Source organism: Herbiconiux sp. FW305-C-125 (assembly GCF_058783455.1).
In genome coordinates, this window is the sequence record NZ_JBYSYO010000011.1 from 13637 (window position 1) to 38082 (window position 24446).

General features: G+C 68.2%; 23 protein-coding genes. 8 read left to right on the forward strand and 15 right to left on the reverse strand.

The window, feature by feature from the left end:
• Both AC3WLB_RS20155 and AC3WLB_RS20160 read left to right on the forward strand, forming a co-directional pair.
• On the forward strand, nt 1-1827 hold the full coding sequence (locus AC3WLB_RS20155; protein WP_492509059.1) for a D-apionate lactonase family protein: 1827 nt from the start codon (nt 1-3) through the stop codon (nt 1825-1827).
• Nucleotides 1828-1865: 38 nt separating this feature from the next.
• Nucleotides 1866-3149: a glycosyltransferase gene (locus AC3WLB_RS20160; protein ID WP_492509061.1), complete on the forward strand. Its 1284-nt coding sequence runs from the start codon at nt 1866-1868 to the stop codon at nt 3147-3149.
• Nucleotides 3150-3179: 30 nt separating this feature from the next.
• Here AC3WLB_RS20160 and AC3WLB_RS20165 read toward each other — a convergent pair whose 3' ends face one another.
• Both AC3WLB_RS20165 and AC3WLB_RS20170 read right to left on the reverse strand, forming a co-directional pair.
• Complete coding sequence (locus AC3WLB_RS20165; protein WP_492509063.1) at nt 3180-3818, reverse strand: TetR family transcriptional regulator; 639 nt, start codon at nt 3816-3818, stop codon at nt 3180-3182.
• Nucleotides 3802-4479: a hypothetical protein gene (locus tag AC3WLB_RS20170; RefSeq protein ID WP_492509065.1), complete on the reverse strand. Its 678-nt coding sequence runs from the start codon at nt 4477-4479 to the stop codon at nt 3802-3804. Before AC3WLB_RS20170 ends, AC3WLB_RS20165 begins: the two co-directional genes overlap by 17 nt.
• An 82-nt stretch (nt 4480-4561) precedes the next feature.
• On the opposite strand from AC3WLB_RS20170, the gene AC3WLB_RS20175 reads away from it, so the two are divergent.
• Nucleotides 4562-5017: a BphX family protein gene (locus AC3WLB_RS20175; RefSeq protein ID WP_492509067.1), complete on the forward strand. Its 456-nt coding sequence runs from the start codon at nt 4562-4564 to the stop codon at nt 5015-5017.
• A 35-nt stretch (nt 5018-5052) separates the two neighbouring features.
• Nucleotides 5053-5541 carry a hypothetical protein gene (locus tag AC3WLB_RS20180; RefSeq protein ID WP_492509069.1) on the forward strand — a complete coding sequence of 163 codons (489 nt, stop codon included), beginning with the start codon at nt 5053-5055 and terminating at the stop codon, nt 5539-5541.
• Nucleotides 5542-5909: 368 nt separating this feature from the next.
• Here AC3WLB_RS20180 and AC3WLB_RS20185 read toward each other — a convergent pair whose 3' ends face one another.
• Both AC3WLB_RS20185 and AC3WLB_RS20190 read right to left on the reverse strand, forming a co-directional pair.
• Nucleotides 5910-6341, reverse strand: a complete 432-nt coding sequence (locus AC3WLB_RS20185) for an Hsp20/alpha crystallin family protein (RefSeq protein ID WP_492509071.1) — start codon at nt 6339-6341, stop codon at nt 5910-5912.
• Nucleotides 6342-6434: 93 nt separating this feature from the next.
• The gene (locus tag AC3WLB_RS20190; protein WP_492509073.1) at nt 6435-6884 is read right to left on the reverse strand and encodes a MarR family winged helix-turn-helix transcriptional regulator; all 450 of its coding nucleotides are present in this window, start codon (nt 6882-6884) and stop codon (nt 6435-6437) included.
• A 62-nt stretch (nt 6885-6946) separates the two neighbouring features.
• Between AC3WLB_RS20190 and AC3WLB_RS20195 the strand changes: the two genes are divergently transcribed.
• On the forward strand, nt 6947-7315 hold the full coding sequence (locus AC3WLB_RS20195) for a VOC family protein (RefSeq protein ID WP_492509075.1): 369 nt from the start codon (nt 6947-6949) through the stop codon (nt 7313-7315).
• Between the two features lie 36 nt (nt 7316-7351).
• Here AC3WLB_RS20195 and AC3WLB_RS20200 read toward each other — a convergent pair whose 3' ends face one another.
• Genes AC3WLB_RS20200 through AC3WLB_RS20250 form a run of 11 tightly spaced genes read right to left on the reverse strand, consistent with a single transcriptional unit; the run spans nt 7352 to nt 21771 of the window.
• The gene (locus AC3WLB_RS20200) at nt 7352-7981 is read right to left on the reverse strand and encodes a bifunctional 4-hydroxy-2-oxoglutarate aldolase/2-dehydro-3-deoxy-phosphogluconate aldolase (protein ID WP_492509077.1); all 630 of its coding nucleotides are present in this window, start codon (nt 7979-7981) and stop codon (nt 7352-7354) included.
• On the reverse strand, nt 7978-8916 hold the full coding sequence (locus tag AC3WLB_RS20205) for a sugar kinase (protein WP_492509079.1): 939 nt from the start codon (nt 8914-8916) through the stop codon (nt 7978-7980). Before AC3WLB_RS20205 ends, AC3WLB_RS20200 begins: the two co-directional genes overlap by 4 nt.
• Nucleotides 8913-10724, reverse strand: a complete 1812-nt coding sequence (locus AC3WLB_RS20210) for an exo-alpha-sialidase (RefSeq protein WP_492509081.1) — start codon at nt 10722-10724, stop codon at nt 8913-8915. Before AC3WLB_RS20210 ends, AC3WLB_RS20205 begins: the two co-directional genes overlap by 4 nt.
• The gene (gene dgoD, locus AC3WLB_RS20215) at nt 10718-11863 is read right to left on the reverse strand and encodes a galactonate dehydratase (RefSeq protein WP_492509083.1); all 1146 of its coding nucleotides are present in this window, start codon (nt 11861-11863) and stop codon (nt 10718-10720) included. Before dgoD ends, AC3WLB_RS20210 begins: the two co-directional genes overlap by 7 nt.
• A 32-nt stretch (nt 11864-11895) precedes the next feature.
• Nucleotides 11896-14562, reverse strand: a complete 2667-nt coding sequence (locus tag AC3WLB_RS20220; protein WP_492509085.1) for a glycosyl hydrolase family 28-related protein — start codon at nt 14560-14562, stop codon at nt 11896-11898.
• On the reverse strand, nt 14559-15428 hold the full coding sequence (locus AC3WLB_RS20225) for an NAD-dependent epimerase/dehydratase family protein (protein ID WP_492509087.1): 870 nt from the start codon (nt 15426-15428) through the stop codon (nt 14559-14561). Before AC3WLB_RS20225 ends, AC3WLB_RS20220 begins: the two co-directional genes overlap by 4 nt.
• Complete coding sequence (locus AC3WLB_RS20230; protein ID WP_492509089.1) at nt 15425-17440, reverse strand: glycoside hydrolase family 31 protein; 2016 nt, start codon at nt 17438-17440, stop codon at nt 15425-15427. The genes AC3WLB_RS20225 and AC3WLB_RS20230 overlap by 4 nt, the downstream gene beginning before the upstream one ends.
• Before the next feature lie 6 nt (nt 17441-17446).
• The gene (locus AC3WLB_RS20235; RefSeq protein WP_492509091.1) at nt 17447-18382 is read right to left on the reverse strand and encodes a carbohydrate ABC transporter permease; all 936 of its coding nucleotides are present in this window, start codon (nt 18380-18382) and stop codon (nt 17447-17449) included.
• Nucleotides 18382-19368: a carbohydrate ABC transporter permease gene (locus AC3WLB_RS20240; RefSeq protein ID WP_492509093.1), complete on the reverse strand. Its 987-nt coding sequence runs from the start codon at nt 19366-19368 to the stop codon at nt 18382-18384. The genes AC3WLB_RS20235 and AC3WLB_RS20240 overlap by 1 nt, the downstream gene beginning before the upstream one ends.
• The gene (locus AC3WLB_RS20245; RefSeq protein ID WP_492509095.1) at nt 19368-20756 is read right to left on the reverse strand and encodes an ABC transporter substrate-binding protein; all 1389 of its coding nucleotides are present in this window, start codon (nt 20754-20756) and stop codon (nt 19368-19370) included. The genes AC3WLB_RS20240 and AC3WLB_RS20245 overlap by 1 nt, the downstream gene beginning before the upstream one ends.
• 19 nt (nt 20757-20775) lie before the next feature.
• Nucleotides 20776-21771 carry a 2-hydroxyacid dehydrogenase gene (locus AC3WLB_RS20250; RefSeq protein WP_492509097.1) on the reverse strand — a complete coding sequence of 332 codons (996 nt, stop codon included), beginning with the start codon at nt 21769-21771 and terminating at the stop codon, nt 20776-20778.
• A gap of 113 nt (nt 21772-21884) precedes the next feature.
• Here AC3WLB_RS20250 and AC3WLB_RS20255 point away from each other — a divergent pair, with 113 nt between their 5' ends.
• The 3 genes from AC3WLB_RS20255 to AC3WLB_RS20265 all read left to right on the forward strand — a co-directional run bounded on the left by AC3WLB_RS20255 (nt 21885) and on the right by AC3WLB_RS20265 (nt 24342).
• Nucleotides 21885-22634, forward strand: coding sequence for a FadR/GntR family transcriptional regulator (locus AC3WLB_RS20255; RefSeq protein ID WP_492509099.1), 750 nt, complete (start codon nt 21885-21887; stop codon nt 22632-22634).
• Complete coding sequence (locus AC3WLB_RS20260) at nt 22634-23635, forward strand: lactonase family protein (protein ID WP_492509101.1); 1002 nt, start codon at nt 22634-22636, stop codon at nt 23633-23635. The genes AC3WLB_RS20255 and AC3WLB_RS20260 overlap by 1 nt, the downstream gene beginning before the upstream one ends.
• A gap of 116 nt (nt 23636-23751) precedes the next feature.
• Nucleotides 23752-24342, forward strand: a complete 591-nt coding sequence (locus AC3WLB_RS20265) for a hypothetical protein (protein WP_492509103.1) — start codon at nt 23752-23754, stop codon at nt 24340-24342.
• The last annotated feature ends 104 nt before the right edge of the window (nt 24343-24446 follow it).

Below are 24446 nucleotides of genomic sequence, written 5' to 3' on the forward strand. Positions count from 1 at the left end.
ATGGTGAGCGCGGAGTGGGACGACGGGGGCGTCGCATGGACCTCGGGGCCCTGGTCGCTGGAGCTCCGCGGCGACGAGATCGCCGAGCTGCGGTACAAGGGGCGGCGGGTGCTGCGGAGCATCCGCGCCGTCGTGCGCGACCGGGACTGGAACACGGCGTCGTGGGTGATCGGCGCGCCCGAAGTGGGCGAGCGGATGCTGCGGGTGCCGTTGCGCTCGGAGGGGTACGGGAGCGACATCCGCGGTGCGATCGCGGTGGAGGTGGCGGGGCCGGACGGGCTCTCGGTGACCTTCGACGCGGTGTCCCACAGCGCGTTCGCCACGAACCGCACCGGGCTCGTGGTGCTGCACCCGCCGCAGGCGAGCGGGGCGGAGCTGGCGGTGCGGCATCCGTCGGGGGCGTCGTCGCGCACCATCTTCCCGGTGGCGATCAGTGCGCACCAGCCCGTGTTCGACATCGCGGGGCTGGCGTGGGAGGACGACGGCCTGTCGATCGACCTCTCGTTCGTGGGCGACACCTTCGAGATGGAGGACCAGCGCAACTGGACGGATGCGTCGTACAAGACGTACAGCCGCCCGCTGTCCCTCCCCTTCCCCTACGAGCTCGCCGCCGGCGCGCGTGTGCTCCAGCGCATCGACGTCGCGGTGCGCCCGCTCCCCGCCGCCGCCCCGCCCACCCCCGACGCGGCATCCGCCGCCTGGGGCGAGGCGGCGGCGCGATCGGATGGGGCGGGCACCGGCGGGAAGGCGGCGCGGATCGTGCTCGCCGGCGCGGGGGCGTTCCCGGCGGTGGGGGTGGCGGCGTCGAGTGCGCCCGGGCCCGAGCCGGCGGGGCTGCCCGGCGTCGGCGGCGAACTGCTCGTCGAGCTCGATCTCGACACCCCGAACTGGCGGGCCGCGCTCGAGCGCGCCGCCGGGCGCGGCGCACCCCTCGACGTGCGGGTCGTGCTGCGCGAACCCGATCGCGACCAGCTGGACGCACTCGCGGATGCCCTGCGCGGCATCCGTCTCGCCCGTATCGCGGTCTTCCACCCCTTCTTCCACGTCTCGGTCGCAGCCTGGGTCGACGCCCTGCGCGCCGCCCTCGCGGCCGCCGGCGTCGCGGCCCCGGTGGTCGGCGGAAGCCGCTCACACTTCACCGAGCTCAATCGCGAGCGCGACCGGATGCCCGCCGACGTCGCCGAACTCGTCACGACGGTCACGCCCCAGTTCCACGCGACCTCGACCGCGCAGCTGATCGAATCGGTGGCGATGCAGCGGCTGGTCGCGCGCCAGACCGTCGAGTACGCGGAGGGGCGCCCGGTGCGGATCGGCCCGGTGACGTTGCGTCCGCGCTTCAACGACGTGGCGACGGGTCCGCAGCCCGCACCCACCCGCGACAACCTGGCGGAAGGTTACGGCGCCGAGTTCACGGGCAGCATCGACCCGCGGCAGTCCACGCCTGAGCTCGCCGCCTGGACCATCGCGAGCGCGGCGGCCCTCGCGGTGCCGGGCGTCGTGGGTCTGACCTACTTCGAGGAGTGGGGCCCGCGCGGCATCCGCACCCCTTCGGGTGCCCCGCTGCCGGTGGCGGCCGCCGTTGCGGCCCTGGCATCGCTCGCCGGCGCGGACCTGCTCACCGGCGACTCGCCCGACGGTCTCCTCTGGGCGGTCGGCGCCCGAACGCCCGCCGGCACCACCGTGCTCGCCGCGAACCTCGACCGCACCGAGCGCGCCGTGCGGGTCGTGGCGTCCGGTGACGACGGTTCACCCAGCGAGGTCGTGGTCGCGCTCGCACCCCTCAGCTGGAAACGCGTCGGCTCGGTCGCAGCACGCGGCCAAAATTGACTATTTTAGCTACATAGTCAATTTCCGGAGGAGAGACGATGGCGGCGGGTTCCGTTGTGATGTGCAGCATGCCGGCCGTGGGGCATGTGGGTCCACTGCTGGTGGTCGCGTCCGAGCTGGTGGAACGCGGGTGGCGGGTGCGGTTCCTCTCGGGTCGACGCTATCGCCCTATGGTGGAAGCGGCGGGCGTCGAGTTCGTCGAGCTTCCGCCCGAGGCGGACACGTTGGACGCGGTCGGCGAGGACGAGCGGAATCGCGGTATCGCGACGATCAACCGCGGCGTCGAGGAGGCGTTCATCCGGCCCGCCTACCACGCCGCCGGCCGGATGCTGGAGTTGCTGGACCAGGAGCGGGCCGACGTGGTGGTGCACGACATGACGTTCCTCGGCGTGCAGGCTCTCTTCGGGCGACCTCGGGCAGAGCGGCCACTCACTGTGATGTGCGGTATCGGGCCGGCCGGTTTCTCCAGCAGGGATTGCCCACCGTACGGGCTTGGGATCGTCCCCTCGCCTCACCGTCGGCTGGGCCTGGTCCGTGACGTCGTGTTGAACCGCACCTCCAGGTTGGTCTTGCGCCCCGCGCATCGCGCGCTCGATGCGTACCTGTCCAGCGTGGGAGCGCCGGGGCTCGATGGCGCCTTCTTCATGGATGTACTGGCGCGCAGCGACATGTTGGCGCAGTTCACGGTGCCTGAGTTCGAGTACCCGCGACGCGACGGGCCGGATCTGCGGTTCTACGGTCCGATGGTGGGTCAGACCAAACGGACACGGCCGGCCCCTGAGTGGTGGGAACGGCTGAAGGACGGTGTGCCGTTGGTGCATGTGACGCAAGGCACTGTGGCGAACACCGATTTCTCTGAGCTCATCGAACCCACACTGGAAGCCCTGGCGGGCGAGGACGTGCAGGTGGTGGTGTCGGCGGGCGGCGCCGACATGAACCTGCTCCCCGCGCTGCCGGGAAACGCGTTCGCGGCGTCGTACCTCGACTACGACGCCCTCTTGGCGCGGACCTCGGCGTTCGTGACGAACGGTGGGTACGGCGGGTTGCATCATGCGATGCGGTTCGGCGTGCCCATCGTGATCGCGGGAGATTCCGAGGACAAGGTGGAGACCTCGGCGCGGGTGCAGTGGTCGGGTGCGGGAGTAAGCCTGCGCACCGGCCGGCCGTCTCCCGAAGCAGTCGGGAAAGCGGTGCGCCGCGTGCTGTCCGATCCGCGGTTCGCCCGGGCGAGCGCGCGGATCGGGGAGTCGATCTCCGCATCCCGAGGAGTGACGGGCCTGGTCGACGACATCGAAACGGCCGTCGCCCTCACGGCAGGCTGACACGGCGCGGCGTCGTTCGAGCGATGCGCGTCAGGCGGGCTCCGGGAGATGGTCGGCGAGATGGGCGAGCTGCCGGGCGGTCCAGGCCTTCCATCGATCCCGCGACCAGCCCCGGGACTGCGTGAAATGCAGATAGGCGTCGGCCCCGGTGATGTAGCCCAGGACATCAGCCGCGTCGGCGATGCGCTCGGCGGGGATGCGGTCACGGCTGGCGAACCAGCCCGCGGCGATGAGCATGTCCCGATGCCGACGTTGCTCGAGCTCGTCATAGGCGGCGCGCGCGGCCGGATCCGCATCTGCGGCCGCGGCCATCGCCCGGATGATCCCCGCGGCTCGCTGGTTGGCGTCATCGAGGAATGTCACGTAGCGGTCGACCGCGGTCGCGAAATCGGGCTCGGCCATGATGGCGACGAGTTCCGGGCGGTCGGCGAGGGAGTGTGTGCCTTCGTCGCCGGCGAACGCCACTTCGAATGCTGCGATCAGGAGCGAGTGCTTGCTGCCCTGGAGCTGCACGGTAGGCACCGCGACATCCGCTTCCGCCGCGATCGCCTTCAGGGACGTCGCGACGTACCCGTCCCGGACGAACAGTTTCGCAGCGGCGGCGACGATCGCCGCGCGCGTCGACGCCGCCAGCGCCTCCCGTCGGGGCGAGCTATACGCGCGAACCATGCTCCGACGTTACCGTGGCCGCCCCCTTCGCCGTCGCGAAAACCAGCCCCACCACGATCTGCGCCCCGGTCGAGCACAGCAACGCCACCGTCGCGACCTCCGCGCTCTCCGTCGTGTTCGCGACGGCGCCGGTGATGATCGCCACGACCGTGAGCGCCAAGAGCGCCCACCGGGCCGCCCCGGTGGCCACGCCGGCACGGATGATCACGATCGATCCCACCATCAGCAGCACGAGCTGAAAGACCCCCAGCACCGTCGTGAGAACGAGCACTCCCCCGTAGTCCTGCGCCGGAGGAAGAGCGTACGTGACCGTGTAGTACACCGTCTGCAGGGTGAGGAACACACCACCGAACCCGAGCAGTGCGATCCGGCCCACGAGCGACGACCCGATCACGCCATCCGCACCGGTACGTCCACCGGCCAGAGCGATCATCGACAGTGCGTGCGCAACCGCACTCCCGAAGAACAGAACAACGAACACGCCGAGCAGACCCGGCGCCGAGTCCGCTCCATCGGCCAGCGGCACCTCGACGAGCGTGGCGACCAGCAACAACGCACCGCCGACAGTGATCGCCATTCCACCCCACACCGCCCACGCCGGCCTGCAGCGCTCCCGCACCGCGGACAACCCCACTGCCTCCTTCACGCGAACATCAGACATACTCTTCCGCCTCCTCCATCGACGTCGAACGCGTCGACTGCTTTAACTAGTATGCCGTAATAATCAATGATACGGTGCGCATATGAAAAGTCTAGCGTGGTGGTTCCGAGCGGTCGGAGCCGTGTATCTGGTCCTGGGGAGCACCTTCATTCCCGCCATCAACACCGGGCGAGTGACCCTTCTCGTTCCCGGATTCGACGCTGCGACCGACGGGCCGGCGTGGCAGGGATTCGTCGACTACCTGTTCATGTTCGGGTTGGAAGAACTCGTTCTGGGCGCCTTCCTGATCGGTGCGTCGTTCGCGCCCCGATGGTTTGAACCACTGGTCCTGCTGACGTGCGCACTGTCGCTGGTGCGCGGGATCGGCCATGACGTCTTCATGATCAGCCAGGGCTACTCCGTGTTGAGCAACACCCTGTTCATCACCGTGCACGCAGCGATCATCATCACCGGGCTGCTCCTACTTCGCCGAGCACGACTCAGGCCCGGACAGTACGCCCGTCGCGCCCCCCGTCCCTCCAACGCCGTCGCCTCGTGAACCACCGCAGAAGTGCCGGAGCGGCGAATGCCGACGTGACGCGACGAACCGCACTCGGCGCGGCATGGAGCCTGCCGGTCATCGCCTTGGCCATAGCCGCACCCGCTGCAGCGGCCTCTCAGGCGCTGCCGCGCGTGACGGTCTCGATCGCGCCCGACCCGGTCACAGCAGCGGGGCCATTCGGTCCTGAGGGCTACTACCAGGCGGACACGACGATGACGCTCAAGAACGAGTCGACCGTCGCCGTCAACGACCCGGTGATCCTGACAGCGATCCCTTTGGGAGCCTTCCTTTTCGCAGGCGCCGGGGTCGTGCCCGAATGGCGGCCCATCCTGACACCCGGAGGCGGGTCCTTCAGCGGCATGATCTTCAGCGGAGGACTGGCCCCGGGAGCGTCTTCCTCCGTCCGGATCTTTTTCTCCGCGTTCTCGCATCAACGGCCTGCTGCGACGACATTCACCTGGACCGTGAGCGGCGAAGCCACGGGAGAAGCCCGCACCGTCACGGTTCTGCCGCCGGACTAGCGATCGGCCATTCAGGAGTGGTGGAGCGCCGCGCGCGTCGGCGGCCCACCACTCCGGTCAGAGCCGCGGAGGCGACCTCTCCCGGTTGCGCCCATGATGCTCGCGCCGCCGGCCGCCGCGGGGCAGAGCCCAGTCCTGCCCCGCCGCGGCGGCACGGCGGTGTGGTCGGTGTTCCGCGCAGCCGGTTTTCACTACTGGGGGCCGAATGCTCCTCACGATCTGGGCGAACGCGAGGTCGACTAATTCCTGGACCTCGATGACGAGGTCGAGGAACCGCTCATCGACCGGCTCTCCCGCAAGCACCGGCGCGGGCGCGGGAGTGGCTACGTACACGGGACGACACCTCCCCGAAGAACGCGTGCCGTGGGTCAGACGGAGATCGTCTTCTGCTCCGCCGAGCTCGACCCCGACTGCACCTCGATCTTGCGCGGCTTGGCGCGCTCGCTCACCGGGATGAGCACGCTCAGCACCCCGTTCTCGTAACTCGCCGAGATACGTTCCGGGTCGACGCCGTCGCCGAGGCTGAACTGCCGGTGGTAGGTGCCGCTCGGTCGCTCCTGCACGAGCCAGTTCGCGCCGTCGACGGATGCGGTGGTGCGCTGAGCACGGATGGTGAGCAACTGCCCATCGACATCCACGTCGACCGACCCGGGATCGATGCCCGGCAGGTCGGCGGAGAGGATGTAGTGGTCGCCCTCCTTGTACAGGTCGACCGGCATGACCTTCGGGCCGGGCCGGTACTGCAGCAGGCTCCCCGTCAAGCGGTCCAGTTCGCTGAAAGGATCGAAAGACATAGCCATGATGAAAATTCCCCTTTCTGTGAAGTTGAGTGCCTGTGACTCAGGTATTCACAATTTAGCACTCTCCCTACCCGAGTGCCAACATCCTTCGGGTCAATTTTCAGGGCCGGCGCGGAGCGCTCGGATCATGGCGCGCAGGATGCGCAGGGCAGCCTCCCGGTCATCCGCACCGAGCCCGGCGAGCATCCGCAATTCCACCGAACGCACCGCCGCAGACGCCTTCGCGAGCTTGCGCCGGCCGGCCGGAGTGAGCCGCGTGGGCAGAGCCTTGCCCACAGGCGCCTCGGCCGCGCGCGCGACCTGGCCCTCGCGCTCGAGCGCCTGGAGCAGCACGTTCATGCTCTGGCGGGTCACGAAGGCTCCGCGCGCGAGCTCGGAGTTGGACAGGCCGGGTCGCTGCGCCAGCAGCTCGAGGCACGAGTAGTGCGTGACGGTCATGCCGAGCGGCCGCAGCACCTCCTCCATGGCGGCGCGGAGCGCGCTCGACGCCTCCTTCAGCAGGTAGCCGAGCGAGGTGTCGAGTTCGATGCCGTCTTGACTCATGTCAGTATTCTGACATAGATTGGCCTATGTCAGAGAACTGACATACGAGAAGGAGAACCCCCATGCCCGTCACCGGCCCCGATTTCATCTCCCTGCAGGTCAGCGACCTCGAAGCCTCGCAGGCGTTCTACGAGCAGTACCTCGGCCTCGTGCGCTCGCCGGCCGGGCCGCCGCACGCCGTGGTGTTCACCACGACCCCGATCGCGTTCGCGCTGCGCGACATCGTGCCCGGCACCGACCTCGCCTCGGCCGAGCGCCCCGGCATCGGCGCCGCCATCTGGCTGCACGCCACCGACGTGCAGGCCATCCACGACGCCCTCGCCGCCGCGGGCACCCCCATCGTCGCGGCACCGATCGACGGCCCCTTCGGCCGCACCTTCACCTTCGCCGACCCCGACGGCTACCACATCACCCTCCACGACCGCGCCTGACCGTAGGTCGGTCGGCTGTCGGCCTGCCCGCAGCGGTCACCTCGACGAGGCGCCAATCGCGGTCTCGATCGCGTCGAAGAGCTGCTCGGCCGTGCGGAGGTCACGGAGCGTCGACCCCACGCCGACCGCACTCGCACCGGCCCGGAGGAAGTCGGCCGCGTTGCGATGATCGATTCCGCCGGTCGCGACGTAACCCATCTCGGGAAATGGCCCCTTCATGTCGCGGATCCAGCTCGGCGTGAGGCTCGACGCGGGGAAGACCTTAACGCTGTGACTCCCCGCGGCCTTCGCACGCTGAACCTCGGATGCGGTGGCGACGCCCGGGAGATGGGCAAGCCCCGCGGCGTGGCTGGCCTCGAGCACGGACAGGTCCAGCCCGGGTGCGACAGTGAACGCTGCTCCGGCCGCGACGGCGGCCTGCAGCGTCTCGACGGTGGTGACGGTCCCGGCCCCCACGACCTCGCCCCGCTCGCGCGCGAGCGTTGCCAAGGCGGCGAGCACCCCGAACGAGGACGGGGTCTGCACAGGGACCTCGATGATACCGATCCCGCGGTCCCACACCCGCCCCGCGACATCGATCGCGTCGGTGAGCGCCATCCCACGGAGAATGGCAACGAGAGGCCGCTCCCCGAGCAGTGTTTCCATCGACGGCGCGCCCTCGATCATCGAACAATCTCCGCGATCAGCTCGTCGGGGACGATTCCGACGTCTCCGGTCGTGAGCAGGGAGGCACGCGCGAGCAGATGCCCGATCCTCAACCGGGTCGTCTCGGGTTCCCCGGTCAGCAAGCCGTGCAGATACCCCGCGGCGAACGCATCGCCGGCTCCGGTGGCTTCGAGCACATCCACGACCAGTGCAGGCTCGTCCTGGCGGCCCTGGTCGGTGAAGGCCGTCGCCCTGGTCCCGCCGTCCTTGACGACCAGGGTGCGTGGCTCGGAGACGATCTCCCGCACCTCGTCCGCCGTCGAGCACGACCAGAGCCGATGAGCCTCGTCGAGCCCGACGAAGACCACGTCGGCACGGTTGGCCAGGCGTGCGAGCGGGTCCGCCGCCTCCGTGGCACTCCACAGGCCGGGCCGGTGGTTGACGTCGAAGGATGTCAAGACGCCCGCCCGTGCGGCCACTTCGAGCAGGCCGTCGATCAACGCGGCGCACGACGAGGACAGCGCGGCGGTGATCCCGCTGACGTGCACGAGATCGAAGTCGGCGACGGGAATGCGACGCAGCTCGGCCGGGCCCATTCCGGATGCAGCGGAGGAACGGCGGTAGTAGTGCACCGTGGTGTGGCCGCCCGCCTCCTGGTCCTTGAAGTAGACGCCGCTCGGCGCTGTCGCGTCCCGGCGCACGAGCGTCGTATCGACGCCCGCGCCCTGGACGGCGGAGACGATCCGGTCGCCGATGGAGTCGCTCCCGACGGCGCTCACCCACGAGGTGCGGTGGCCGAGTTCCGACAGATATACGGCGACCGTCGACTCCGCACCGGCGACGTCGATCGACGCCCGCGTGGCCGTGGCCAACGACTCGAGGTGCTCCGGAGTGACCAGGAGCATCGACTCCCCCAGGGTCAGCACTCGCCCCGGGGCGTGGATTCGGGGCGTCATACCGTGCCCACCGTCTCGGGTGAGCGCACGTCCTCCGTCGAGAGCTGTACCACCTCGGCGACCCGGAGCGCGCGGTCGTACAGTCGCAGGCAGACCACCTCGCCCCGCATCCGCCCGTGAAGGGCGACCGGCAGTCCGGAACTCACATCGCGCAGGTTCCGGCTGAACCGGCCCCAGCCGTACGGACGCTCGGCACCGCCGTCGTGCAGCACCCCGTCGACGACGAACAGGATGATCTTCGGTCCACCGTCGACGATCACCCCGACGTGTGTGAGCCTGCCCGCCTCGATGGCTCCCGGATCAGAGACCCACGAGCATTCCTGCTGCCCGTCATTCAGGAGGAAGCGCAAGCGTCCTCGGGATTCGAGTTGAAGGGCGATCCCGACCCCCTGATCGTTCCGGGAGTCGACGAGCAGGCGCCCTGGCGTGAGATCACCCACCCGCAGCCAGGCGCTCATGGTGACGCCGCCTCGCGCATCCTCGGTCTGCCAATTCCCCCGTCGCAATTGGAACGGCGTGAACCGCGGGGGCGTGGCGGGAGGCTCGTCGTTCCGGCGGGAGTCGAACTCGTACACCAGTGCATCCGAGAGGCGAGCGGATGGCGCACCCCACAGACCGTCGAGCATGTCCCGGTCGAGCCGGTGCACGCGGGCAGTGCGCTTCTCGGTCTCGGTGACGAAGAAGTCGCCGCGATCCTCGATGAGATCGGGGTAGCTCATGCTCACCATCGGGTCGTCGGCGTAGATCGCGATCTCGGGTTGCGACCACACGATCTCACCGTCGACCTCGCGGCCGCCGGACAGCCACGCCGGATTCCGGTACGTGCCGAACCAGGTGTTGCTGTTGTTGTGGAACCAGAGCAGGTACCTCCCGTCGCCGCAGGCCCAGACGAAGGTCGCCGCACGCGGGTTCTTGATCGGTGCGCCCGCTCCGAATCGCGCCCACTCCGGCTCGGTCCAGCTGTGCCCGCCGTCGCGACTGTACGCATCCGCGACGTACCCGCGCTCGGACCGGAAGGTGCAGTAGAGGCCACCGCTCCGAAGGCCGACGGCCTTGTGCTCCTCGGCGACCTCGCCGGCCGGCGCCACGAGACCCTTCTCGCCGTCGGGCAGCGTCGTCCAGTCGATCTTCGCCGGATCGGGTTCGGTCAGGAGGTTGTCGCTGCGCAGCAGAAACCCTTCGCTGGTGCGCTGGAAGCCCTGCGACTCCTCACGGAAGCCGCCCACCTTCGACCCCGCGATGTAGACGGAACCGGCCACGATCTCCGGCTTGCCGACCGACCACCAGAAACGGATCGCACCGCGATACGGGTTCTCGCGGTCGATGTCGAACTCACGAATCGGAACGACGTAGCGGTGCTCCGACCACGATCGCCCGTCGTCATCCGAGTACCGGAACACCATGTCGCCCAGCGTGTCCACCCTCGGGCTGGTGCCGGTGTCGGTCACCACCTCACGGATGTTCGCGCTGTTGTAGGTGTAGAAGACGTAGATCCGCCCCGACGGCACGACCAGCGGGATGGCCCACGAGGCCTCTGGTCCCTCCGCGGGCTCGATGTCGACCGGGTCGCTCCAGGTCAGGCCCTGGTCGCTGCTCCGCCGGGTCACGATGCGCTGCGACGCATCGCCCTCATGGGAGTCGGAGCTCGTCACGACGCAGAGCCAAGCGCCGTCGCGCGTCACGACGAGGTACGGCTGATCGCTGTAACCGCTGGACTGGATGACACGCCCGTTCTCCAACAACCGGGGGTCGTGGTTCGGCTGCTGCGGGTCGTCCGGCAACTGTGGACCGGTCGTCGAGATCACCATTCGGCGAAGCCCCCGTCCTGGTGGCGCCAGATCGAGTTGCGCCACCGGTGTGGGCTGGCCGCCGACCGCCTGACCTCCTTCTCGTCGATCTCGATCCCGAGCCCGGGCCCGAGCGGCCGCTGGACGTGCCCGTCGGTGACGGCGAAGACCGAACGATCGACCAGGTAGTCCAGCAGGTCCGAGTCGACGTTGTAGTGGATGCCCAGACTCTGCTCCTGGATGAGGAAGTTGGGGGTCGCGACGTCGACCTGGAGGCAGGCGGCGAGCGCGATGGGCCCCAGCGGGCAGTGCGGAGCCAGTGTCACCCCATAGGTCTCGGCGGCCGCGGCGATGCGCCGCACCTCCGAGATGCCGCCGGCGTGCGAGAGATCGGGCTGGACCACCGCGACGCCCGAGGAGATCACGTCCCGGAAGTCCCAGCGCGAATACAGGCGTTCCCCCGTCGCGATCGGGATGCTGGTGCCGGCCGCGATCGTTCCCAACTGGGCCGACAGCTCGGGCACCACTGGCTCCTCCACGAAGAGCGGGAAGTAGGGTTCGAGCAGGGGCAGCGCGCGCCGCGCCATCGCGGGAGAGAACCGGCCGTGGAAATCGACGGCAACATCGCGGGAGTCGCCGATAACTGCACGCACCTCTGCGACCCGGTCGACGAGGTGAGCGAGCTTGGCGGGCGTGTCGATGGCCAGAAGCTCCTCCGAGCCGTTCATCTTCACGGCGGTGAGCCCGGCTTCGAGCTGTCGCTGCGCATCCTCCGCCAGCTCTTTGGGCCGGTCTCCCCCGATCCAGCCGTAGACCCGCACTCGCTCGCGGACGGGGCCGCCGAGCAGGTCGTACACCGGAACCCCCAAGGCTTTGCCCGTGATGTCCCACAGGGCCTGATCGATCCCGGCCACGGCACTGGAGAAGACCGGGCCGCCCCGGTAGAAGCCTCCCTTCGTGAGCACCTGCCAGGTGTCCTCGATCCGGCGCGGATCGGTGCCGATCAGGTAGTCGGAGAGTTCGCCGATCGCGGCCTGGACGGTCTCGGCGCGTCCCTCGACGATCGGCTCCCCCCAGCCTGTGATGCCATCGTCGGTGGTGATTGCGAGGAAGAGCCATCGGGGTGCGACCCGGAATGTCTCGATGCGGTCGATCTTCACGTGCGTGAGCAGCTTTCCGGCGCGTGAGCGCCTTAGACGATGGTGAGGTTGGTGATCTTGGCCTGCTGGTCGGCGGCGATGAGCACGGAGCTGCCGCCGACGGCCGTGAACGTGTTCCCGGAGATGGTGAGCGTGTTCATCTGGCAGAGCACAGTTCCGATCGGCGACTTCCCGCCCACCCAGATCCCGGAGAACGGGGTGGTGTCGATGGTGTTGCCGGAGATCGTGAACGTGCCGGTCGTCATTCCCGCGACCTCGCGGATGGAGTGCAGTGAGATCGCCCCGGGCGTATAGGTGAAGTCGCCCATGCACGCGTTGGAGATGGAGTTGCCCGAGATCTCGGCGCTGAACATCGGGAACCCGGGAGCACGGCCCCAGAGGTAGATGCCCGCCTGGCAGGTGTTGCTGACGGTGTTGCCGGAGATCACCAGATCGGCTCCGCTGCTGGCGAGGATGCCGCCGCCCTCCACCGAGCCATCGACGATGTTGTCGTCGACGTGCACGAACTGGCACTCACGGAAGACCGTGCCCACCCAGCCGACCTGGATGCCGCCGTCACGGTTGTCTTTCGCCGTGCAAGAAGTGACGTGCACCTGCCGGCTCGCCTCGACGTCGATCCCGTACATGTTCGCGTCCGTGCTCGTCACCCCGCTCACGAGTACGCCGGTGCACGTGTCGATGAGCAGATTGGAACCGCTCGCGCCGGTGAAGGTCGCATCGGTGACCGAGATGTCCTTGCCGCCGGTGAACTCGAGCAAGGCACGATTGTGCCGGAGGTCGGGCCGGTCGGGGAGGCTGAACGCGATGTTCGAGACGGAGCATCCGGAGCCCCCGATGAAACGGACACCTTGATGATCGGGGCTCGACAGCACGATCTGCGAGGTCGCGCCGACGCCCACCAGATGGATGTTGTCACGTTCCTCGATGGCGAAGTGATGCGGGATCTTGGTGTCGCGGAAACTCGAATGGGTTCCGTCGGGCTGCAGCAGGTAGGAGCCGGCCGGGACGTAGAGCACGCCTCCGGACCCGGGGAGGGAGGCGAGCGCATCGCGAAAGGCAGCCGTGTCGTCGGTGACACCGTCTCCGGCTGCACCGTACGTGACAACGTTGGCAGTGGGCAGGCCGGTTGTCGACTGGGCTTGGGGATCGGCCCAGGCCGTCTCGTTCGCCTCGGCCCGTCGGGCGGCGTACGGATCGGTGTAGGGCGCAGACAGGCTGGTCGAGAATCCGGTCATGTCACCCGTCACCGACCCGGTGACCACGGGCAGCGTCGTGACGAGGTTGCCGGAACTCGTGACCCCGGTCGCCGTGCCGGCGATGGCGGCGCCGGCGCCGCTGTTCTCGAGAATGCGGTTCTGACTGATCGCGAGTCCATCGATGGTGCTGTTGACCGGCACGTTGATGCCGACACCGTCGGCCGCGTACATCTCGTTGCCGAAGATCTCGATGTCGTTCCCGGTGACGCCGAGCCAGTTGGTGATGCCGATGGCGATGTCGTTGTCCTCCGACGCCCGGATGCTGTTGTTCTTGATCGAGAGCGTGTCGACCAGATTGAGGAACGCGACGGCCCCGTGATACCCGCCACCCGGGGCGAGCTGCCGGTTGTCCGGCCGCATCTCCATGCTCGAACGCACGAGGACGTTGTCGGTGACCGAGGCGTCGATGAGCGTCGCCGGGGTCGCGGTGTTGCTGATGTCGCTGAGGATGCCCGCGCCGGAGGTGTTCTCGATCCAGTTGTTGTCGATCTTCTGATGCGAGCCGCCCAGGGTCATGCCGCGGCCGTAGCACATGCTGATCAGCGTGTTGCGGGTGAAGCGGACGTTCGGGATCGTGTTGCTGTCGGGGAACAGATTGCTGTCCTGGTAGTTCGCGATGCCGTCGTCACCGACCGCTTCGGCCCAGTTGTAGGCGGCCACGCTGTTCTTCGCGCCGCCGTAGTTGTACGCGTCGGCGCCACCGTTGCGCAACGTGTTCTCGACCATCCACGAGCTGCTCGCGCGTTGCAGGATGATTCCGGGCTGGCAGTGGTCGACGGTCACGCGGAGCACCTGCATCGATTGCGGGTCCCGCGCCAGCACGGCGGTTGCCGTCGTCGTGTGTCGGATCATGTTGAGCGGCACCCAGGTCATTGCGATGTCGCGGAGTGAGACATCCGTCGCATTGACGAAGACCCAGCCGGCTCCGGCAGGATACAGCGGCGCCTCCTGGCCATTGGCCGTCATCTTCGGCCGGCTGAAGACGACCACACTCCCCTCGCCTTCTCCGACGAAATGCACCCCGTCGAGCGACGCCTGGTACCACCAGTTGACGTTCCCCGCGGCCTGCGGAGGAAAGAGGTAGCGCCCGACGGGCAGGTAGATGATGCCGCCGCCCAGCAGTTTGACGGCGGCGAGGGCGCTGTCGAACGCCGCCTTGTCGGAGGAGATGCCGTCACCGATCGCTCCGTGGTCCATCACGTTGACCACCGGCATGCTCTCGTAGTCGATGACGGGCATGCCTTCCAGTCCTGGGCGGGAGTAGAACGACGAGGGGAGGTTGGCGATGAAGCCGCCCGACGTGAGGTTTCCGAGTGCCGGAGGGGCGGTCGCGGGCACGCCGGCGAAGCCGAAGGCCGCTCCCGGCTGAGCGGCGAGCATGGCGGCTGCGCCCGCCGCTGCGGTTCCGCCGATGAATGCTCGACGAGAGAGTGCAGTGGTCATCGTTGACTCCGTTCCTGATCGTTTCGTGGTGTGGGGGTGTCCGCGCGCCAGCAGCGGCTCGGCTTCCAGCCGAGCACCTCGGCGGTGGAGGTCGTATCGATCAGCGCCCGATGCGGGTCGGCCGAGAAGTAGTCCGCGACATCGGCTCGTCTCGGGACCGGCCAGCCGGTGAGGAGCTCCTCAGACGGCTGGAACGCGTTCGTGTCGGCCGCGCTGAGGAAGAATGGCCCGGGCGGCCCGGCCGACCGCGCAGCGTGGATGAGCGCCTCCACACAGTCGCCGATGTCGACGTAGGCGTACAGCTCGCTTCTCGTGCGCGGTAGCGCGGCGAAATCCGGGTTCCGCCAGACGGCGTAGTCCCGCGAAGTCGCCACGAACGCCGGGCGCAGGATGACAGTGGAGATGGATCCGGCGCGGTCGAGGTAGAGGAGATAGTCTTCGGCGAGCAGTTTCGACACCTGATACGGCGTCGACGGATGCGCGGGCTCGTCGTCACCGGCCGGCAGACGGGTCGGCGATCCCGGTCCGACGATGCCGACTGCGTTCACGCTCGACGCGTACACGAATCGCCGGCACCCCGCGGCGACGGCGTCGTCGGCGAGGGCGATCGTACCCCAGGAGTTGACATTGAGGATGTCGTCCGGGCTCCCGGCACCGTCGCTCGCCAATCCCCCGAGATGGAGGACGACCTCCACTCCCGCCAACGCACGCGAGCGGATCGTTGCTTCGCGGAGGTCTCCCTCGACGTGTCCCGGCCTGGAGGAGCCCACGACGTCCAGGGTCCGGATGGCGACCGCCTGCCGGTCGAGGACGGCGACGAGTTCGCGGCCCAGTTTGCCTTCGCTGCCCGTGACGAGCCAGGTCATGAGTCCGCCCCCGGGAACGTGACCCGGAACGCACCGAGCTCGTCGGCGACGTCCGACCCCGTCCGTACGAACGCGGGTATCCCGTTCGTGGGAACGGTCATCACGACCTCCCGCGGGCCGACGACGACCTCGCCGGTCTGCAACGACTCCCACTCCCCATCCGGAATATGAGCGGATCGCACGTCCGTTCCCGGGTCGAGCACGGGTGCGACGAGGATGTCTGCGCCGAATAGGTACTGGTCCTCGAGTTCCCAAGCGCGTGGGTCGTCAGGGTAGTGCAGGAACAAGGCCCTCATCGCCGGCAGTCCGGAGTCGGACGACTCCCGCATCACCCGCGCGATGTACGGTCTCAGCGCTTCCCGCACGGCCAGGAAGCGCGTGGCGGCGCGGAGTACCTCGTCTCCGAAGCTCCAGACTTCATTCGGCGCACCGTATTTCAGGGCGACGTCGCCATCGGGGATGCGGTGTCCGTGCATCCGCGTGATCGGAGTGAAGAGAGCGAACTGGAACCACCGCATCATGAGCTCGCGGAGGTACGGCGAATCGTTGGTGTTGGGCCCGTAGAAGCCGCCGATGTCGCTCGACCACCATGCGACTCCGCTGAGGCCGGCGTTGAGGCCCGCCGGGACCTGGGCGCGCAGCGACTCGAAAGTCGACGGGACGTCGCCTGACCACAGAGCCGCACCGAAGCGCTGCGAGCCGAGCCAGGCCGATCGCGAGAGACTCACGGCGTCGCGCGGATTCTCCGGGGTCATGCCTCCGCCGAGCGCCTGGGCGTTCCACCAGGGGTACTTGTTGCCGACGCGGTCGCCCGGGCCGGCCGCGTACTCCCATTCGGCGGGTTCCTGGGGCACGATCTCGGGCTCGCTCGCATCGGCCCAGAAGCTCTCGATACCGTGACGGCGGTACCCGGAATCGACGGCATCCCAGAGGAATGCACGGGCTTCGGGATTGCTCGGATCGTAGAAGTGCAGGAAGGCGGGACCGGATTGCCCGGCATCCACGAATCGCGCAGCGACGCCCAGGCCGCCGGCCTGCCGGAGGAGGAGGCCGCGGGAGTTCATTGTCGCGAAGTTCTCGCTGTTCTCGTTGACCGCGGGCCAGACCGACACCACGGGTTCGACGCCCAGTTCGCGGAGCTCCTGCACCATCCCCGCCGGGTCGGGCCAGTGCGCGGGATCGAAAGCCCAGTCGCCGAAGTAGATCCAGTGCAGGTAGTCGATCACGATCGCCGAGAGCGGGAGCCCCCGGGAGAGGTGGTCCTTCACGACCGAAAGGAGCTCATCCTGTGACGCGTAGCGCAGTCGCGACTGCCAGAATCCGGATGCCCACTCGGGAAAGCGGGGAGCGCGGCCGACGAGTGCCGTGAATCGCGCCAGGATGCGCTCCGGGGTCGGCTCCGCGATCACGAGATAGTCGATCTGCTCGGTGTTCTCGCCCGTCCAGAGCGTGCGATTGTGCGCGAGCTCGACCCGACCGGGGCTCGGGTTGTTCCAGATGACGCCGTAACCCCGACTCGACAGGAGGAACGGGATGGACACGTTGGAGTTGTGCTGGAGAAGGTCGATCACCGCACCCTTCTGGTCGAGGAGCCCGTGCTGCTGCTGGCCCAGACCGTAGAAGCGCTCCTCCGGATCGGCCTCGAAGCACACCTGCAATGTGGTGGCGCCCCCGCGGCGACGGAAGTGACGCGGCGGTGGCGATGCCAGGAACTGGGGCTTCTCCGCGAGCAGGGTACGGCCGTCGGCCGACGAGAAGGCGATCTGCCCCTTGCGGTCGAGCACGACCGTCAGATTCCCGTTGGCGATCGACAGCGAGTCACCCTCGGCGCGCAGGACCGCATCCGGAGCCGGTTCGATCGGCCGGTCGGAGACCAGGCCTCCGGTCTCGCGGAGATCGATCGGGCCGCGGTAGGAGGCCCGCACCCGGATGGTGTCCGGGCCCCAGGGCTCAATGCGGATCGTTCCGCCTCGATCGGGTCGTTCGATCATTACCTCGACATGGCCGCTCACGTGCAATTACCCTTTCAATCCGCTGAATCCGACGCCCTGGACGATCTGGCGCTGGAAGATGATGAAGACGATGAGGGGCGGGATGGTCGAGATGAGCATCCCGGCCAGCACCAGCGCCTGATCCGCGTTGTCGGCCAGGCGCGGCAACGCCACCGACAACGGCTGTTTCGAAGGGTCGCTCATCGCCACGAGCGGCCAGAGGAAGTCTTTCCAGGCCCCCATCAGCGACAGCAACCCGATCGCGAACATCATCGGCCGGGAGAGCGGCATCGCGATCTGCGCGAGCATGCGGAAAGAGGAGGCCCCGTCGACGGATGCGGCTTCGAACAACTCCCGCGGCAGCGTGTCGAAGAACTGCTTCGCGATGAGCACGTTGAACGCGTGCGCGCCAGCGGGAAGCCAGATCGCCCACGGGGTGTTCGCGATGTTGATGTTGAGGCCGGGGACATTGATGATCGTGAGATAGAGCGCGACCAGCGACACGGTGCCCGGGATGAACAGGGTTGCAAGGATGGCGCCGTACACGACCGGGCCGAAGCGCGGGCGCAGCACCGACAGCGCGAACCCGGCGCTGACGGCGACGATCACCTGCACGCCGGCCGCGCCGACGGCGTACACCACAGTGTTGAGCAGGTAGTGACCGACGTCGAGTTGCGTCCACGCGTTGACGAGGTTGCCCCACTGCGTCGTGGAGGGCCAGAGGGCGGCCGGGTTCTGGAGCAGCTCCTGGGTGCCGGAGAACGATCCTTTGAACAGCCACCACAGTGGCCCGATGCCCGCGATGGCGACGAGCGCGAGCAGGACACCCTGGATCGCGCGTACGCTCCACCGCAATCCCGGCCGACGGAGGTCGGCGGTCGAGATGAGGCTACGGGTCGCCTCCGGCCCCCGTCGCCGGCGGGCCCGTACGACGGGTGGGGGTGCTTCGGTGTTCACGATCATCAGGAGCGGCTCCAAGCACGGGTGAGGCGGAGATAGACGACGGACAGCACGGCGAGCGCCGCGGCGAGGAGGACGCTGAGGGCTGTCGCGTAGCCGAAGTCTCCGTTGATGAATGCGGCGCGGTAGATCAGCAGCAGCACGGTCACCGTCGAGTTCTCGGGTCCGCCGTCGGTCATGACGTACGGCTCGGTGAAGATCTGCAGGGTGCCGATCATCTGCAGGAGCAGGAGGATCAGCATGATCCCGCGCAGCTGGGGCAACGTGACGTGCCAGATGCGCTGCCAGATCGACGCCCCGTCGGTCTCGGCGGCCTCGTAGAGCTCCGGGCTCACGCCCGACAACGCCGCGAGGAAGAGCAGCACGGTGCTGCCGACACCGGCCCAGAGGATGAGCAGCACCAAGCTGGGCAGGGCCGTCGCCGTGGACTGCAGCCACGGGAACGGCCCCAGACCGACGCTGCCGAGCGCGGCGTTGAACAGACCGTTGTCGGGTTCGTAGAAGAACTTCCACAGGAGCACGGAGACGACCGGCGGGATGATGACCGGGATGTAGACGAGCACCCGGAAGATGCCGCCGAGGCGCCGGAGCTCGAACATCATGATCGCCAGGAACAACGGGATCGGGAATCCGAACAGGACCGACAGCGCGCCGAACTCGAGGGTGTTGCGCACCGCCGTTCCGAGCAGCGGGTCGCTGAACACGCTCACGAAGTTGTCGAGTCCCACCCACGTCGGTGCGTCGACCAGGTTGTTGTACTGAACGCTCAGCAGGAGGCTCCGCAGAATCGGCCACCACGAGAACACGCCGAAGAGGATCAGTGCCGGCAGCAGCAGCACGAGCGCCGAGAGGTCGCGGCGCCAGCGCCCGGGATGCTTCAACCGTCTGCGCACGCGCCGCTCCGATCCGCGACGGCCGACCTGGGGTTCCGATCCGGTGGTGGGGGCGACGGAGGTCACCTCCACCACCAGATCGTTGCTCGTCGTCATTACTGGCCCTGCTGCGCCTGCTTGACGGCCTGTTCGGCGGTGGGCTGGGCCTTCTCCAGTTCGGCCTTCGGGTCAGCATCCTCCCGCGTGAGGATGGCCTGCATCACCGGGTCGAGCGATCCGTAGACCAGCTGTGCAGCCACCGGCGGTTCGGCCTCGAGGTCGAGGTCGGCGGTACCGGTCACGAACGGCTCGAAGTTCGCGGTGTCGATCGTGACGTACGGTTCGATGGCCGCGTGCACCTTGTCCTGCGTCGCCTGGTCGAACAGCGGGATCGTCGGGATGCCGACCGGGATGCCTGCGGCCGCGTTCGATTCAGCCACGGTGGCGGCGACCTCGGGGTCGTACTGCGGGCGCAGCCAGTGGTAGGCGGCCCACTTGATCGCGGCGGCCTTCTCGGCCGCGGTCGCCTTGGCGTTCACCATCGCCACGCTGCCGCCGGCGAGCGTCGTTCCGCCGCCGGCCTGCGGGTACGCCGCCATGCCGAACTTCGCCGGGTCGCCCTGGTACTGCTGGATGTAGTTGGTGTAGTAGTCGGGCGCCGAGATGATCATGGCGAAGTTGCCGGCCGCGAATCCGCTGTTGATGTCGTCGTAGCCGAGCAGCGCGTTCGTGCCCATCGAGTCGTCTTCCCAGCGCATGGCCTTCAGCGTGTCGAGGTAGGCGGCTGCGGCGTCGTTCGTCACGTCAGCGGTGTACTTCCCGTCGTCGCCCAGCACCTCCATCGTGCCGCCGTTGGAGTAGGTGCCCGCCGTCAGGTGCCATCCGCCCGCGTTGTTCGTGGTCATCTCGGCGAATCCGGGAACACCGGTCGCGTCGGAGATCTTCTTGGCCGCCGCGCGCACCTCGTCCCAGGTGGTGGGCGGGTCATCCGGGTCGAGTCCGGCGGCCGTGAAGAGGTCGCGGTTGTAGGCGAGGCCGAGTGCGTACTCAGCGGTGGGCAGCCCGTAGAGCTGGCCCTCGTCACCGCGCAGCGGGTCGAGCACCTTCGGGTCGAGGCTCTTCGATTCCGGGAGTGCGTCGACATCGGCGGTGATGTCGGCGACCTGCTTGCGCGCGATCAGTCCGGGCGGGTCGGTGAGCGGCACCCACAACAGGGTCGGCGCGGTTCCTCCCGCCAACTCGGTCACGTACGACTGCGCGTTCCATTTCTCGTCGGTCGGGGTGACCGTGATGTCGGGGTTCTCCTTCTCGAAGGCCGCGACCTCATCGAGATAGGCCTGACGAGCTTCGGGTTTCGTCGTGGCCGGGATGCCCATGACCGTGATCCTCACCGGACCGGCCGTCGCGCCATCGTCTGCGCCGGCATCGGCCGAGCACGACGACAACGCCATCGCGACGAGCGCCGCCGGCACGACGGCCAGGGCGATTCTGCGGTTCATCTTCATTGATTTCTCCTGGTGGTGTTTATCGGGATTCACTGAGGTCGTTCGAGGATTCGTAGACAACGTTGCGCAGTGGCGCGCCGTCCCGGAGCGCGGCGATGTTGCCGGCGACGTCTTTCATGCGGCGGTGGAACACATCCGTCGTCACGCCGGACGTGTGCGGGGTGAGGATGACGTTCTCGAGCTCGCCGAACGGGAGGCGGGACGGACTGCGGAGGTTGCCGTGCTCGGGATACTGCCACCAGACGTCGATGGCTGCTCCGCGGATGGCTCCGCTGCGCAGGGCGTCGTAAAGCGCCTGTTCGTCGACGATGGGCCCGCGCGCGACATTGATCAGCACGGCGTGCGGGGCGAGGAGCGCCAATTCGCGGGCTCCGAGCAGACCCCGGGTCTGGGCGTTCAACGGCGTGGTCACGATCACGAAGTCGGAGAGGGTGAGGAGGGTGTCGATGTCGTCGGCGCCTCCCATCCAGGCGACGGGGACCGCGATCGGCAGCTCGGGCCGTCGGCGCACCCCCACCACCCGCATGCCGAGGGCCGTGGCGAGGATCGCGACGTGCTCGCCGATCTCGCCCATGCCGAGGATGCCGACCGTGCGCCCCTCAAGCGTCTCGTGCACCGGCGACTCCGGGTCCTGGAACACCGACAGCCACCGTTCGGCGCGTAGCGCCCGGTCTTCGCGGATCAGGTCTCGCGAAAGGGCCAGCATCGCCATGACGCAATACTCGGCGATCGCCCGGCCGTGGTGCGAGGTGTTCGCAACTCTGGCACCCCTCGGAAGCGCACTCAGATCGATCCCCTCGTAGCCGGCGCCCGCGACCTGCACCAGCCGGAGGTCGCGAGCGGGATGCAGTTCTTCGGCGCTCAGCTTGGAGCCCACGAAGACGTCGGGTGATCGTACGGCGTCGGCGACGCCTTGCCCGTCCGCCAGGAACTCCCACGTCAGTCCCGCGCCGGCGAGCTCCTGGAGCTGGCTCCTCAATCGCACCTGCATGGGGTCGGCGACCACGATGTGCACAGCTGCTCCTCTTCGAGTCACGATCTCAATAATCAGATTATTATGACTAAACCGAGAATAGTCAACTGCGCTAGTAGTATTTATCAGGTTATTGCTTGAGGAGTTGAGTAACAGTGACCGATGATGCGATCTTCCGGGTCGGTGGCGCGCGGCTTCATGACCAGACCGTGGAGTACGTGGGCCGCTCGATCGTTCAGGGCGTGCTGGCCCCCGGGTCATCGATCCATCCGGAGAAGCTCGGCGAGCACCTCGGCGCCTCTCGCTCCGTCGTTCGAGAGGCCTTCCGCGCGCTGGAGGCGAAGGGCCTCGTGACGGCGCGTCCGAAAGTGGGAACCCGCGTCGCCGAGGAGAGCCGGTGGGACTACCTCGACCCGCAGGTCATCATGTGGCGTCTCCAGGGCGACAGCCGGCTGGCCCAGGTCGACGAGCTCTACTCCACCCGGTTGGCGATCGAGCCCGTCGCAGCTCGTCTGGTCGCGCAGCGATCCGACCCCGCGGCGATCACCGGCCTCGAGGCGATCCTCGACCGGATGCAACAGGCCTTCGAAGCCCGCGACATCCATTCCTTCACCGAGGCCGACGTCGAGTTCCACACGACGCTGCTCGCTCTGTCCGGCAACCGGATGTTCCAGCGACTGCAGGGCGTGATCGCGACGGCGGTGCGCACGCGGGAGACCCTCGTGTTCCCCCTGGTGGAGGAGACCCTGCACGGGCTGAAGAGCCACCGTCTCCTCGTGTCCGAGATCGCGAACGGCGATCCGACGCTCGAAGAGACGTCACGGACTCTGGTGATCGACGCACACCGGGAAGCAGAGATCGCCCTGGGGCACTGGGGTACCGCGCCCTCGACTCCCGTGGTCTGATGACAGCGAACGAGCCGGCGGTGTGGGTTGGCACCTACACCGCCGAGCTCGGCGGTTCGGGCCGCGGCATCGAGCGCCTCCCGGCTCGTCCGGGCGCGCGCGCCGGCGACGCGCTCCCCGCCGCATCGCCCGCCTTCGTCGCCGCGCATCCATTCCTCCCCGTGCTGTACGCGGTCGAGGAATCCACCGGCGACCTGCTCACGGTCGACCTGACAGGGGAACGGATGCGCCCGCTGGCCCCTGCGGCGCACGCGTGCGACCTTCCCTGCCACGTGCACGTCGCTCCCAATGGCCGCTACCTCCTGGTCAGCGGCTGGGGCGACGGGGTGATCGCGATGTTCGAGCTCACGCCCTCCGGGAGCCCTCGATTGATCAGGCGCGTGCGTGCGGCAGGGCCTGCACCCTCTCGAGTGCACTGCTCGGCGACCCTGGGCGACGGGCGCATCGCGACCGTCGACATGGCGAACGACTCGATCGGTGTGTGGCGGATCGACGAGACATCTGGCCTGGTGCCGGAGCAGACGGTCGAGTTCCCACCGGGAAGCGGGCCCCGCCATCTGAAGGTGCACGGCAACGGGCTGGTCTACGTCGTCACCGAGCATTCAGGACAGGTCTTCGCGCTTCGCACCGATCACCGCGGCCGGTTCGCCATCGCAGGGTCGGCGCCATTACGACCGAACGGGCCATGGGCGGCCCCCGACCTCGCCGCGGAGCTGACGCTGTTCGAGACGGTCGCGGGAACGGTCATCCACGTGGGCGTGCGCGGCTCCGACAGCATCGTGACCGTTCGGGTCTACCCCGACGGCGTCAGCATGAACGCCGTCGACGAGGTGTCGAGTCACGGCCTCGAACCCCGGCACCACGCCGTCGATCGCGACCGGCTCTACGTCGCGAATCGAGTCTCGGATTCGCTGGCCGTCTTCGACATCGACCCCGCCGGTCGCCTCACCCACCGCCACGACCTGCCCGTCGGCTCCCCCAGCTGCGTTGCGACCCGCTGACCCGCGCCATACGGCGATCGGGGCCACGACGGCCATCCGCGATCAGCGAGCCCGCACGTCATCGCCCAGGAGCGCGCGGACGCGCATGAGCGCCCGAAATGATATACCTCGTACCGATGAATACCGACAGATACTCACGTCGCCTCGCCTTCATCGACGAGTCGGGGTCGCGTCAGAGCGTCGATCCCGGCACCTACATCCTTGCGGCGGCGGTCTGCCCGGCCGTCCACGCGGATGCGCTTCGCGACACCCTTCGTCGGTTGAAACCCCACGGATCGACGAAGCTGCATTGGCACGACACCCGCGACACCGAGCGACCTCCCCTGGTCACCGCGATCGGAACGCTCGACATCGAGCATCTCGTGGTGGTCCGACTCGGCGGCCCGGAGGCATCGAGCGAGCGTCGCCGCCGCGTCTGCCTTATGCGCATGCTCCACGAACTCGCTGGGCTGAAGGTGCACGACCTCGTGGCCGAGTCGCGGGGCCCTGCGGACGACGCCCGGGATCGTACTCTGCTCGACACCCTGCGCGCACAACGCAGGATCGATCGGCAGACGAGGCTCGACCACGTTCGCGGGCCGTACGAGCCCCTGCTCTGGATTCCCGACGTCGTCGCAGGCGCGATGACGGCAGACCGCACGTCTGGCAGTGATCTCCTAGGTCGGCTCGGAGAACGGCTGACCGTGGTGGAGGTGCAGGGCCCTTAAGCGCGAAACCCCAGGCCCTGCAGCTGCAGGATCTCCCGGGGTTCACTTCCAGCCCCACCTCAATGGGGTGACGACCACCACACTATCAGTGGCGCGGGCTGCGA

Coding starts and splice junctions, on each gene's coding strand:
- AC3WLB_RS20195 (WP_492509075.1), top strand. CDS start 6,947: ATGCCCGTCACCGGCCCCGATTTCATCTCCCTGCAGGTCAGCGACCTC.
- AC3WLB_RS20155 (WP_492509059.1), top strand. CDS start 1: ATGGTGAGCGCGGAGTGGGACGACGGGGGCGTCGCATGGACCTCGGGG.
- AC3WLB_RS20260 (WP_492509101.1), top strand. CDS start 22,634: ATGACAGCGAACGAGCCGGCGGTGTGGGTTGGCACCTACACCGCCGAG.
- AC3WLB_RS20210 (WP_492509081.1), bottom strand. CDS start 10,724: ATGGTGATCTCGACGACCGGTCCACAGTTGCCGGACGACCCGCAGCAG.
- AC3WLB_RS20205 (WP_492509079.1), bottom strand. CDS start 8,916: ATGACGCCCCGAATCCACGCCCCGGGGCGAGTGCTGACCCTGGGGGAG.
- AC3WLB_RS20185 (WP_492509071.1), bottom strand. CDS start 6,341: ATGGCTATGTCTTTCGATCCTTTCAGCGAACTGGACCGCTTGACGGGG.
- AC3WLB_RS20170 (WP_492509065.1), bottom strand. CDS start 4,479: ATGTCTGATGTTCGCGTGAAGGAGGCAGTGGGGTTGTCCGCGGTGCGG.
- AC3WLB_RS20190 (WP_492509073.1), bottom strand. CDS start 6,884: ATGAGTCAAGACGGCATCGAACTCGACACCTCGCTCGGCTACCTGCTG.
- AC3WLB_RS20245 (WP_492509095.1), bottom strand. CDS start 20,756: ATGAAGATGAACCGCAGAATCGCCCTGGCCGTCGTGCCGGCGGCGCTC.
- AC3WLB_RS20240 (WP_492509093.1), bottom strand. CDS start 19,368: ATGACGACGAGCAACGATCTGGTGGTGGAGGTGACCTCCGTCGCCCCC.
- AC3WLB_RS20235 (WP_492509091.1), bottom strand. CDS start 18,382: ATGATCGTGAACACCGAAGCACCCCCACCCGTCGTACGGGCCCGCCGG.
- AC3WLB_RS20165 (WP_492509063.1), bottom strand. CDS start 3,818: ATGGTTCGCGCGTATAGCTCGCCCCGACGGGAGGCGCTGGCGGCGTCG.
- AC3WLB_RS20175 (WP_492509067.1), top strand. CDS start 4,562: ATGAAAAGTCTAGCGTGGTGGTTCCGAGCGGTCGGAGCCGTGTATCTG.
- AC3WLB_RS20225 (WP_492509087.1), bottom strand. CDS start 15,428: ATGACCTGGCTCGTCACGGGCAGCGAAGGCAAACTGGGCCGCGAACTC.
- AC3WLB_RS20200 (WP_492509077.1), bottom strand. CDS start 7,981: ATGATCGAGGGCGCGCCGTCGATGGAAACACTGCTCGGGGAGCGGCCT.
- AC3WLB_RS20160 (WP_492509061.1), top strand. CDS start 1,866: ATGGCGGCGGGTTCCGTTGTGATGTGCAGCATGCCGGCCGTGGGGCAT.
- AC3WLB_RS20220 (WP_492509085.1), bottom strand. CDS start 14,562: ATGACCACTGCACTCTCTCGTCGAGCATTCATCGGCGGAACCGCAGCG.
- AC3WLB_RS20265 (WP_492509103.1), top strand. CDS start 23,752: ATGAATACCGACAGATACTCACGTCGCCTCGCCTTCATCGACGAGTCG.